The 12240-nt window shown below is 39.9% G+C and carries 6 protein-coding genes; all 6 read right to left on the reverse strand.

All coding sequences use genetic code 11. The annotated features are described in order from the left end of the window. Positions 1–182: 182 nt before the first annotated feature. On the reverse strand, positions 183–593 hold the full coding sequence (locus V5G28_RS11930) for a hypothetical protein (RefSeq protein WP_332997515.1): 411 nt from the start codon (positions 591–593) through the stop codon (positions 183–185). 25 nt (positions 594–618) lie between these two features. Further along, positions 619–2331, reverse strand: coding sequence for a GUN4 domain-containing protein (locus V5G28_RS11935; RefSeq protein WP_332997517.1), 1713 nt, complete (start codon positions 2329–2331; stop codon positions 619–621). Positions 2332–2452: 121 nt separating this feature from the next. Continuing rightward, positions 2453–4720: an ABC transporter ATP-binding protein/permease gene (locus V5G28_RS11940; protein WP_332997519.1), complete on the reverse strand. Its 2268-nt coding sequence runs from the start codon at positions 4718–4720 to the stop codon at positions 2453–2455. A gap of 180 nt (positions 4721–4900) precedes the next feature. Further along, positions 4901–6634: a carbamoyltransferase family protein gene (locus tag V5G28_RS11945; RefSeq protein ID WP_332997521.1), complete on the reverse strand. Its 1734-nt coding sequence runs from the start codon at positions 6632–6634 to the stop codon at positions 4901–4903. Between the two features lie 72 nt (positions 6635–6706). Next, a complete protein-coding gene (locus V5G28_RS11950; protein ID WP_332997523.1) occupies positions 6707–7876 on the reverse strand; it encodes an amidinotransferase in 1170 nt (389 codons plus the stop codon). A 101-nt stretch (positions 7877–7977) separates the two neighbouring features. Further along, a complete protein-coding gene (locus tag V5G28_RS11955; protein ID WP_332997525.1) occupies positions 7978–12240 on the reverse strand; it encodes an amino acid adenylation domain-containing protein in 4263 nt (1420 codons plus the stop codon).

Genomic DNA, 12240 nt, shown 5'->3' on the forward strand with positions numbered 1-12240 from the left:
CAGATTGCAGGTAAATGAGGTGCAGTAAGGGACTTCCAAGAAAATAAACGACTCAAAAATGATTAAAAAGGATGCATGGGCTGTCTAAGAATGATAATATTTGCCCCTAATGACAGCTTCCGTTTCATTACCCCGTATTGGATGAGAGAAGCGATTTTACAAGCTCTACTAGTTTACAATTCTTATTTTATTTTTGTGCCAATAATTGATTGATCTTTATCCATTATTATAAATTTAGAGCTATTAATGTCAATGACTTGATACTTTTCTGCTAGAAATATAGAACCTAAAGTAGCTATCATATCTGCAATAGAAATATTAAAAGCTAGCGGTATCCTCAAATTGAAAAAGGATTTTGGAACAGTTTTAAGATTTAAATACAGTGTTCTTTCAGTTATGTACCATACACCAGTAAATTTATTACCTGTTATAAGTTCCTTAGGTTTAGAGAAAATAAATGTTTGAATTCTGGTTTGCTCATAAGTCATATCATCTTTAAATTGAATAGTGATTTTTTCTGAAGACGTATCATAACGCCATTTTCCAAAAAGTAAAATTTCTATTTCTATATCAGAAAGTTTAGTGTTACTCATGTCTATCCTCAAGTTAGCTTTGACTTTACTTTTCGTTATTATTAAGAAATGTGCGATTAACGCATAGGAAAGTTTCGTTACAAATTTTTGCACGAAAAAAGAATAAGTGCATCTGCCAAACTAACCAAGATCCCACCCGCCAGGCTCCCATTGAAAGGTGTTCTGCAGATGATGGGGATAAGTCAAAGGTATCTTGGTCATAGTGCAACCATTGCGCGGGTAGATGTCCTATCGGTGTTGTGGGGGATAATTCAAAAGTGAGTTGATCATAATCTAACCAGTTTCCCTGTTTTCGCCAACCAAGGCGATCGCCGAGTCTCTTTTCTGTTTCATAGTCTACTTGACTACCCATTTCACTCCAAATACTTTGCTGAACACTGAAGCCGAAATAACCATGACTGTATTCTTGCCACAGTTGATCAATAATCTGGAGGTCTTTACAAGAAAAGTTATTAATATCTTCCTTATAAACTTCATTCCAATAACTCTTACCTATGACTTTTAGCATTAGTTTAGTGGTTTCAATGTCAGCTTCTTTCCACTTATACTGGGCGAGGAGTTCCCGCAGTTTGCTATAATCGATGTTATTTTTATTTTTAACTTCTTTTGTTAAACTAGCATTCTCATTAGTCAGCCTTATCAATCCGGTTTCTTGAACAGCAGGGAGAGGCGTTATAGAAACAAAATTTGTTTCTGCTATCCCTATCTCTTTTCTTTGCTCGACAAGTTGCTTGGAGATATAGTTAGATATTGAGTCAATCTCTTTGTCTAAAGAAAAGCGATTATTGGCTAAGTCAAAATTATGGTTTTGCCAATCTAATAATTGACATTGAATGAAAGCATCTTTTAATCTTTCTTTCTTTTCATAACTTGATACCATAAAGTCTAGAAAAGTTTCAGAAACCCCGTCAGTTTCTTTGGGAATTAATAAATTTGACTGAGACTTGAAAATATTATCCGCTAAATTTTTAATTTGTCCGACAGTTGAGTAAAAATCCTCATCTACTTTGACTACTTCATCTATTAACGATTGAAACGGATTAAAGTAATCGTGCAAATATTTTTCAAAATTAATTGCAGTTTCTGCTATTTCTACTATTTCTTGACGAACTTTATAGGCTTTTCTTTGATATTCGTAAATTTCTTGATATACTTCCAAATCTTTGGCTACTTGCTGGACAATTTGCTTTTGATTTTTGGTATCTTCTGCAAGCGTTTTCAGCCCTTCACTAAGCAATTTTATTTTTTCTAACATCAAAAAACAAGAATTGCTCAATAGTAAAAGTGCTTTCAAATTCTCTTGTCTTTCCCATTTTAATTCATCGAGTATTTTTTGATTTTTTTGATTTTTTATTTCTAGTTTTTTTCTTTCACTATCCAAATTCTGTATTTCAAGGTATTTGTGTAGAAATAACTTTTTAAAATCATCAGTCAGCTTGAGCAAAAAGTTTTGATAACTATCCTTATAATTTTCTAGAAAATCAATAAGATGAGTATAATCTTTGATTAATAGTTGGCTTTCTTGAAAAACTTTCTCCTGACTAATTTCTTCTTTTCGCTTAATTATTCCCCAAAGCTGATGATACCGAACGCCTTCTTTAATTAATCTTCGACGTTCTTTAATTTTTTTTTGAACAGCTTTTAATCTGGTATTTTTTAGAACAGGTAATTTGTAGGTTCGTTCATAAATCGTAATCTTTTTGTAAGTAACTAGTTGTCTGTGCTGTTTAGTAAGCATGACCTGATTCTAAAAAAGGTTCTGTTGCAAAAATTTGGAGTTTCTTTATAAACTTGGCATTCAGCATGATTCTCACCAGTTTTACTTCTAACAGATTGCGAAGAGTTTTTGCAACAGAACCCTAAATTCTGACCCATTTCAACACCTTGGAATTTTTATTATAGCGGTAGGTCACGCCATCCTTAGTTGTGATGGTCTTGCCAAGGCTTGCCTTGCTTCTGATGGTGTTAATGGGAACGCCTGTTAATTTCTGCATTTCCTTATGAGAAAGCCCTGCACCTGCACTTGTTTCTGGTTGACTTAGAGATTGGTTCTGTGGTGAAACATCTATTGTAATTTCGGGGTTTTCGGGAGGATTAGTTTCTGTTACTTCTGTAATTTGGGGGTTTTCGGGAGGATTAGTGGCTTGGATTTCTATAATTTGGGGGGTTTGCGGAGGATTAGTGACTTGGACTTCTGTAATTTGGGGGTTTTGCGGAGGATTAGTGACTTGGACTTCTGTAATTTGGGGGTTTTGCGGAGGATTAGTGGCTTGGACTTCTGTAATTTGGGGGTTTTGCGGAGGATTAGTGGCTTGGACTTCTGTAATTTGAGAGTTCTCCGAAGGATTAGTCGTAATTTCTTCTACTTTTTGAAGACGATAATCCTCCACAGTCAGAAGTTGCCAAGCGGAATCTTGTGATAGTTCCAGAACCCATTGATGATAATTAAACAAACTTTCTCGATGTCCAACACTGATAAAAGTTGTTTGAGTTGATTGCAATTGTTCATATAAATTGCCTTCATTTGTCAAATCCAAAGCGCTGGTTGCTTCATCTAAAATAGTAAAGCTGGGATGAGTAATTAATAATCGTGCAAAAGCCAAGCGTTGTTGTTCTCCCAGCGATAATATATTCTCCCAAGGGACTTCTGTATCAAAGCCTTCGACTCGAGTTAGCAAATTTTGTAGGTTAACTTGGTGCAAAACTTCTTCGAGTTCTGCATCGCTCATTTGACGAGTTGTATGAGGATAGAGTAACTGTTCGCGCAATGTTCCCAAAATTATATAAGGACGTTGGGGTAAAAACAACACGGATTCTAGGGGAGGACGCACCAGACGACCAGTTCCCGCATTCCACAAACCAGCGATCGCTCTCAACAGAGAACTTTTTCCTCGTCCACTCGGTCCAACAATCAATAAACCTTCTCCCGGTTGAACCGACAGTGATAAGTTTTCAACGATCGTCTGCTCATAGTTGGGCGTTTGTAAAGTGACATCCTCAAAAGCAAGATGGTTTTCTTCTATTATTTTGATAGTACTCACGTTCTCTGGCTGTTTCGTAACAGCTGACAACGCACCGGACAACTCAGCTAAACGTTCAGCGTAACTGGAAAATCGTCCTGAAGTCCCAAATTCATTAATTAATTCTGCTAGAGCATTAGCAAATAGGTTGCAAGCTATAGCTGCTTGAGTAACTTCTCCAAATTCCATTTCGCCTCTTAGCTCTAACGGCCCAAGTACTAGAAATGGAAATATTTGGATAGCAGCCTGATATCCTCTCTTAAAAAGGTCTTGATTTCTCTCCCAATTTATCTTACGTTGAGCATCTTTTACTAAATGACTAAATTTGCGCTTGATGATATTTGATTCTTGCTTTTCTCCTTGAAAAAAAGCTATAGACTCAGCGTGATTGCGAATATGAGTTAGACAATAATTATAATCGGCTTTCGATTCGAGTTCTTCTTGATTAATCTTAATCAATTCTTGACTTAAGTAAACAGCAATTAAATTGCCTATAACAGTATAAGTAACTAAGATTACTGCAACTTGTTGAGAAATTGACCAAAGAATTATTAAAAAAGCTGTCATTTCCAGCAGTTTTTCTAGGTAAGTAGCTGAAAAGCTGAGAGCATTGCTGGCAAGCGGTTCAATTTCTTGAGACAAACGTTGATCTGGATTATCAACATCCGAGTTAAAATTGATTTTATAATAGGCTCGATTACTTAAATATTTTGAGAGTATCTGATTATTTAGCCATTGATACCAATCGAGAGCAATTTGTTTTCTAATAAATTTGGAAAATCCTACCAAAAGCGTTGCTAAGAGCAGACCAACGCCGTAAAGGATTAACATTTTAATAAACTTATCTAAATCTTTTTCTTCAATAATGATATCGAGCAAGTAACGATTAACGAAGCTATTAAAAACAGTTGTACCTACAAGTGCGATTATTAATAAGACCAACAGAAAGAGCATCCCCCATGCGCGAATCACGTCTGAAAATGCTCTTTCTCCTGGCGAGGTTGGATACCAGTAAGGACCAGCGATCGCTTTTACATTCTCCCAAAATTGAGCAAAACCTGAAAAAGCATTTGTTTTGGGTTGATCTCGAACAACTTGGGTTGGCATATTTTAGAAAGAAAATGAAATTTTTTGTAAGCAGAACCAGTACTTTTTATTGTTGAGTAATGAGTAATAAGTCTGAGTGAGAAACCCCACTCAGCACTCGGAACCTGGAACTATATTTACACTCAATTTTACAAAGGATTTAACCAAGCCTCATACGCAACGATAATCGTAGTATTGGTTTCAATTTTTGCCTTCCATAACATCAGCTTTGCTGACGAGGAAATCACCAATAGCAAGATAATCTATCTGGGTGTTTATAAAGGTATTGATAGCATCGTCTGGCGAGCAGACAATCGGCTCACTGTCGTTGAATGAGGTGTTAAGGACGATAGGTACACCAGTGATTTTGTAAAACTCTGAGATCAGTTTGTGATAGCGTGGATTAACTTCTTGACGGACGGACTGAATACGACTGCTACCATCTTCATGAACCACAGCAGGAATTTTGTCTACCAGATGGGGACGGACAGGATATGTCATGAGCATCAACTCAGCTGCTGAGGTCTGTTTTTCAATTTCAAACCAATTGTTAGCTTCTTCGTAGAGTACGCTGGGGGCAAGTGGGCGGAAATACTCACGATGTTTGACTTTGTGGTTCAAAATAGAACGCATGTTTTGATCGCGTGGATCGGCCAAAAGACTGCGGTTCCCCAAGGCTCTTGGTCCGAGTTCCATACGCCCTTGGAAAAAACCGATGATGTTCTGTTGGCTAATCAAATGCGCCACTTCTTGCTCAATGCACTCCGAACGACGGTAGAGCAGTCCATGTTTCTTTAAAGCACTTTCAATTTCTGTATCTAAGAAAGAAGGACCCCAGTATGCATGGTGCATTTGGGTGCGTGCAGAGTTACCTAGTAAATGGTTCCAGATATAAAAAGCTGCACCTATTGCTGTACCAGCATCATTGGACGCTGGTTGCACATAAAGGTTAGCAAAAGGCCCGCGCTCAAAGACGTATGTATTAGTAACACAATTTAATGCAACGCCGCCTGCCAGACAGAGATTGGTAGAGCCAGTAACGTTATGGAGATGCTCGATTATATGGTAAACTACTTCATTGGTGATCTTTTGTAGCGCCGCCGCGATGTCCTGATGAATGGGCAGGAGTTCATCACTGTATTCCCGCTTAGTCACGCCAAAGAGTTCTTCCAAGCCAGCATAATAAGCATCAAGAGGATAATAGGTTAGCATCCAAAAGCGCAGTGCATCTTTGTTCATAGTAAACTGACCTTGGGGGGCAAGATGTACAAGCTTGCCCAATTCAGTAGCAAAGCGTTGAGGGTTGCCATAGGCTGCTAGTCCCATAATCTTAGCAGCATCGTAGACACCAAAGCCCAATAGCAAAGAAATTACCTCCCAAAGATAGCCTAAAGAAGCATGGTAATCTACATCATCTAAATGCTGTATTTGATTGCCTTGAGCATGATAGAAGGCTGCCGTGGTTGCTTCGCCAATGCCGTCTATAGCCAAAACTGCCGCCTCATCAAATGGCGAGACATAATAAGCTGACGCTGCATGTGCAGTGTGGTGCTCAACCCAGGTGAATTGACCGCGAAAGCCCATCTCCTGGAATGTTTGGGGCACCAAAGCTAACTGAGAGAGAAATTTAGCTTGTCTTTCGGTAGTCCCCCAAGTGTATTTCGCCGTACTTTCGGTGCTAGTGAAATCTGAATCATATCTGTGCGGATTAGCTGAGTAAGCAATATATCCCAAATCCTCCAACTCAATTCCTGCTGTTTCTAGGCAATAGCGAATTGAATGCAATGGCAGTTCATTGGGATTATCGCAGCGTGCTTGCTTTCCATGTTTTTTGCGGTTGAAGCGTTCTTCTTCTGCAACCGCAATGATGGCACCATCTTGCAACAAGCACGCACATGATTCGTGATATACAGAATTAATGCCCATGATGTACATAATGTTCTCCTTAAATGATGTCAATTTTCAAGATTCACCGTGCAAACTCACAAATGATAGGTATAAACTGCTTTAGCGTTCATCCACATCTAGAGGATGAGAAAATCCATACTCTTCAAGTTGTCCATCGCGACGGACATCACAAGTTGCACAGTGAAAAGACCCGCCAAAAGTGTAAAAGTTGCGAAAATCAACAGGAATAACTTTAAAGCCTAAATCTTGTAAAAGTCTCTGTGTGGGTTCTTCCTGCCGTTCTACAATCACGCGTTCTGTGTCTAAACTTAGAAGATTCATACTAATCCACTTACTTGCAATTGGTAGCTTCCAGTAATCGGGAGTTGTGGGTAATGCTGCCTCTACTAAATCCCAGCCTGCTTTGTGAAATAATTCTCTTTCCACAGGAGGACGAGTAGGGTTAATTAAAGCTAGTCCCGGCTTGAGGGGCACTAATGATGCATCAATATGCATTGGATTTAGATCCTGGAACTTGATCTCGTGAACCCGATACATATCTCCCAGGTGCTGCCTGAGCCAGGTAATTGCAATTCGATTAGTCACGTGACTACGCTGAACAAAAAGATCGCGTCCGCAACGCACAATATCGGCTGTATCAAAACAAGGCTCAAACTCTGTTGTGACATAGCGTCCTTGTTCAACCAGTGCTTCCTGCTCTTGAGGCGATTTGGCAGCAAAGTCAAAATCATAGAGTTCGTCTGACATTAGAGGCTTCGGGGCTGTTGTCCACTTAGCTCCTCGTTGCAGATATTCTTTCATCAAGGAACGATAGGCACGATATTCAAAAAAACGCGATCGCCACGCCATTGGTGCTTCAATAATTTCATTGCCAACTACAATCAAAATATCGCGAGGCATGGCAGCATACAATCCAGAAGCTTCAAAATCTGGAGTTTTATAGGTGTTGGAGAAGTCAACTGTGTCAGGTCGCCGTACCGTTACACCTTCGGCTTCTAAAATATTGCAGAATTGCTCAAGCTCCTTTGATGCTGCCTCAACTAGCTCCTGGGGAAAAGGTTGACCTCCATACTGTTGAAAAAAATTCCAGTATATAGGTGGGGCATCTACCTTAATATTTGCTTCAAATTGAGGTACAGCAGCACCCTCAACACGACCGACAATGACTTCTTGCAGAGTGTCCCATTCATTGTAGCTATTGACTACACAGGGTTTGCTGTTAGAAATTGTATTCAGAGATGTTGTGAATTCTTGAAAATTTATGACCATTGTTTGCACCACAAATGTTGTGTAGTTTTGACTATTAAAGGCAAGCTTATGTTTGAGTTAATCTCAAACTAGTAGGAGTTGGTTAGTACATTTTGCTAGCTCTAGTAAATCATCGTTGCCCGTGCCTTTTCGATACAAACTTTCAACTGTTCTGCTAAAACTTGAACATGGGGTTGAGCCATCATCGTCATATGGTCGCCTGGTACAAAATGGACATTCACTGGTTCCACAGAAAACTTGTTCCAGCCCCAGGTCAAATCCTCTAATATCTCAGAAGGAAATTTACTAGCAAGTTCTTCACTAGAAACTTCGTTGGCACGAAAAAGAGTAATTTGAGTTGGGTAAACCTGTTGTGGTACATAATCAACTAAAGCGTTAGCCTTTAGAACTTGCAGCAAATTATTAAGCTCTGTGGTCTGAGCATCAGAAGGCAAAATGTTGACCATTTTCAAACGCTCTAGAACATACTTTAGTTGTTCGTCTGGTAGCAAGTTTTTGAGAGTATCGTCAGAAATCCCTAAGTTCTTGGCGAACTCAAATTCCATCACTTTGGCAAACTCAGTTAGCCATCTAGCATTATCCCAATCAGCACTTATTTGCTTTTGCTTATAAAATGGTGCTGGAGTATCAAAAATAGCGACTAGAGCAACCTTATCCCCCTGACGAAGCAACTGCTGGGCTATTTCAAAAGCTACTTTACCACCAAAAGAATGTCCTCCTAAAAAATATGGACCTTCGGATTGAACAGTCTGTAATCCTTGAATGTAGCGGGCGGCTATATTCTCAATTCCGGTGATTGGCTCTAACTTTCCATCCAGACCATCTGCTTGAAAACTGTAAAACGGTTGGTCTTGGTCTAAATAGGTGGCTAAGTTATATAAGTAAAAAGGATAGACACCAGCTCCTGGAACGCAAAAGAAAGGTTGCTTGGAACCGTTTGCCTGTATTGCTACCAAAGGAGACCCACTAGAAGAATCCGAATCATTTTGTACAGAATCATTTTGCACAATAGATGCTAACTGTTCAATAGTTGGATTTTGGAACAGGGTTATTAAAGGGAGATCTTTGCCAAACTGCTCCTTAATCTGAGCTATTAAGTAGGGAACTAAAAGCGAATGACCACCAAGGTCAAAAAAGTTATCTTGTACCCCTACTTGGTTAACCTTAAGAATCTTTGACCAGATTTGCACTAGTTGCAGTTCTAATTGGTTACGGGGTACGACAAATCTGTCTGACCTGGTGCTAATAGAAGGTGCGGGTAAAGCACGGCGGTTTACCTTGCCGTTAGGAGTTAGTGGCAAACTATCTAAGAATACAATACTTGAAGGTACCATATACTCGGGCAGTTTCTGTTTGAGTACATGGCGTATCTCGTTAGTTGTAAGTGTTTGTATGGCAACAATATAGGCTACTAACTGTTTGTCGCCTGATACATCTTCGGTGGCTATAACCACAGTTTCGCGTACACTAGGATGTTGAGCGATCGCTGCTTCAATCTCTCCTAACTCAATACGGAAACCCCGAATTTTGACTTGAAAATCTTTTCGTCCTAAAAATTCTAGGCTACCATCTGGTCTCAAACGACCTAAGTCTCCTGTGCGATAAATTCGCCTCGAACTAAATTCTGGGTCGGGGAGAAAGGCAACTTGTGTCAGGTTGGGTTTCTGCCAATAACTCAGGGCAACGTAGGCACTTCTAATCGCAATTTCACCGTAGATATCAGTTTTTTCACCAGCTTCATTAAGTAAGAAAATTTCAGTTTCCTCAACTGGATAACCAACTGGTACGGTATTTCGAGTGATTTCTGTTTGCTGATTGAGTAAATACAGCATAGTAATACTAGATTCTGTCGAACCGATACAATTGACAAAGATACTTTCCTCCGAAAAATGTTCTTTATATGAATCAACATCTGTTTTAACAACTTCTTCTCCGCCTAAAACAACTAGGCGAATTTGATTGAGCTTCTCATCTTGGACCAGACTCCTAATAAAGTGCCGATACAAAGTTGGTGTTGAGTGATAGATAGTAATATGATGCTGTTGTAAAACCTCAAATAGATATTTGAAACCTTCTTCCTTTATATTGATTGGGTATAAACTTGCACCATTTAAGATAGCAGAAAATATATCCACAATTGCAGCATCAAAGCTATAAGATGATAACAGCGTCAACCTGTCCCGTTCATTGATGTGAAGATTATTAGTGTAATTTCTAATGAAATGCAGAACATTGCGATGGTTTTGAATTACCCCTTTCGGCTGTCCTGTGGAACCTGATGTATAGAGAATGTAGGCAATAGTATCCGGTGATATTTCCAGCTTGACTTCATTATCAGAGTCAGTAAAACTGATGTCATCTATATTAATGAGTGGGATAAAACCTTTAGTTAATTCTTGGGCACGAGCTAAGTTCTTGTTGTTAGTGAGAACCGCACTAGCCTGGGAATCTTCTAGAATGTAAACAACTCTGTCACTGGGATAATTTGGGTCTAGGGGAACATAGGTTTTCCCAACCTGCAAAACTCCCAAAATCCCAGCAACCATTGGTGCATCATGTTCAAACAATAGAGCGATTCTTTCTTCTTTTAATGTGCATTGTTTCAGGATTGCCTGTGCAACTTGATTGGCATGGTAGTTCAAGTCACTATACGTCCAATGGTAATTATTGGTATGGACGGCGATATTATCGGGATATTTCCTAACTTGCTCCTGAAACCTCGCTGGAATTGATTGTTCAATATCTTGTTTGTCGAAGGTAATGAAAGGGTTGGATGGATAAACGAAGTTACCACAGCTTTTCAAATAGTAACATTCTGTTTCTGTTAATAAGGGCAAGGTAGAAATTTTCTGTTCTGGGTCAGCGACGATGCTTTCTAGCAAGGTTTGGTAATGCAAAAGCATCGTAGCAATCGTATCACTATTAAACAAATCGCTATTGTAGACTAATTCCAGTTTTATTCCTTGTTTTTGTTCTTTAACATACAAGCTTAAGTCAAACTTGGAAGCTTCTTCTGGTATCGATATAAATTCTACAGACAGTCCAGACAGTTCCAGTTGATTATCTCCCAAGTTAAGTAGATTAAACCACACTTGGAAGATTGGGTTATGGCTGAGATCTCGTTGTAGTTGCAATGCTTCCACCAACAGTTCAAACGGCAAATCTTGATGTGCATATGCTCCTAGAGCCACTTCCCGCACCTGTGATACTAGCTGCCTAAAACTGGGATTGTCTCCCAAGTGGGTACGCAACACAAGGGTATTGACAAAAAAGCCAATCAGTCGTTCAATTTCTGCACGGTTGCGGTTGGCGATCGGCGTACCTATGCAAATATCATCCTGCCCACTATAGCGCCATAGCAATATTTGGAATGCTGCTAACAGCGTCATAAATAAGGTGGTACTTTCTTTTTGACTCAATTGTTGGAGTGCAACAGTGAGCTCTTTTGAAAGTGCAAACTCTTGATGTGCGCCGTGGTAAGTTTGCACAGATGGTCTAGGTCGGTCAGTAGGTAACGACAATAAACCTGGTGCGTCTGCCAATTGTTTTTGCCAGTAAGACAGTTGCTTTTGCAGTACATCACCTTGTAACCATTGTCTCTGCCAAAGGGCAAAGTCAGCGTACTGGATGGGTAATTCCGCTAAAGGGTAGGACAATCCTTGAGTGTAAGCTTCATAGAGTTGAGATAACTCCCGGATGAAGATGTTCAAAGACCAGCCATCATAGATAATGTGATGCATCTTCAACAGGAAGATATACTCTTGCTCGTCAAGTTGCAGTAGGGTGAATTGTAATAAAGGCCCAACAGCCAGATCGAAGGGTTGGGATGCAAGAGACTTCGCTATTTGTTCAATCTGAGCAGTTTGCTCTTGGGCTGACAACCCCTCCTGCCAGTCTATAACTGGCAAAGTTAGGGTAGGGGGAGGGGCAATATTCTGGACTGGTTTTCCGTTAACTGTGGGGAAAGTGGTTCTTAAGACCTCGTGACGGCGAATCAATTCATTGAGACTCTTCTCCAATGCAGGGACATTCAGCGACCCGCTTAGCCGCAGAACCAGTAGCATGTTGTTAAAAGAACTGTCGGGTGACAACTGGTGCAAAAACCAGAGTCGCTGTTGAGCAAAAGACAGTGGTAGCTCACCGTCCCGTGGCACTCTTTGAATGGGCAAGTGATGAGAAGCTTTCACCTGCTTTGCTTTTTGCAATAGCTGAATAATTTCTGTTTTGCGCCCGGCGATTTCCTGTCGTAGCTTTGGAGTTAACACTCCTTCAGGCGCATGGCAACGCAGGCGATCGCCATCGTTTTCTAGATTAATATTCAAGCTACTCAGGTGAGAAAGGAATTCAACGGTGCTGTTAGTCAT

Source organism: Scytonema sp. PRP1, assembly GCF_036697665.2.
GTDB classification, from domain to species: Bacteria; Cyanobacteriota; Cyanobacteriia; order Cyanobacteriales; family Nostocaceae; genus Kalymmatonema; species Kalymmatonema gypsitolerans.

Coding starts and splice junctions, on each gene's coding strand:
- V5G28_RS11955 (WP_332997525.1), bottom strand. CDS start 12,240: ATGACTAACAGCACCGTTGAATTCCTTTCTCACCTGAGTAGCTTGAAT.
- V5G28_RS11930 (WP_332997515.1), bottom strand. CDS start 593: ATGAGTAACACTAAACTTTCTGATATAGAAATAGAAATTTTACTTTTT.
- V5G28_RS11940 (WP_332997519.1), bottom strand. CDS start 4,720: ATGCCAACCCAAGTTGTTCGAGATCAACCCAAAACAAATGCTTTTTCA.
- V5G28_RS11945 (WP_332997521.1), bottom strand. CDS start 6,634: ATGTACATCATGGGCATTAATTCTGTATATCACGAATCATGTGCGTGC.
- V5G28_RS11950 (WP_332997523.1), bottom strand. CDS start 7,876: ATGGTCATAAATTTTCAAGAATTCACAACATCTCTGAATACAATTTCT.
- V5G28_RS11935 (WP_332997517.1), bottom strand. CDS start 2,331: ATGCTTACTAAACAGCACAGACAACTAGTTACTTACAAAAAGATTACG.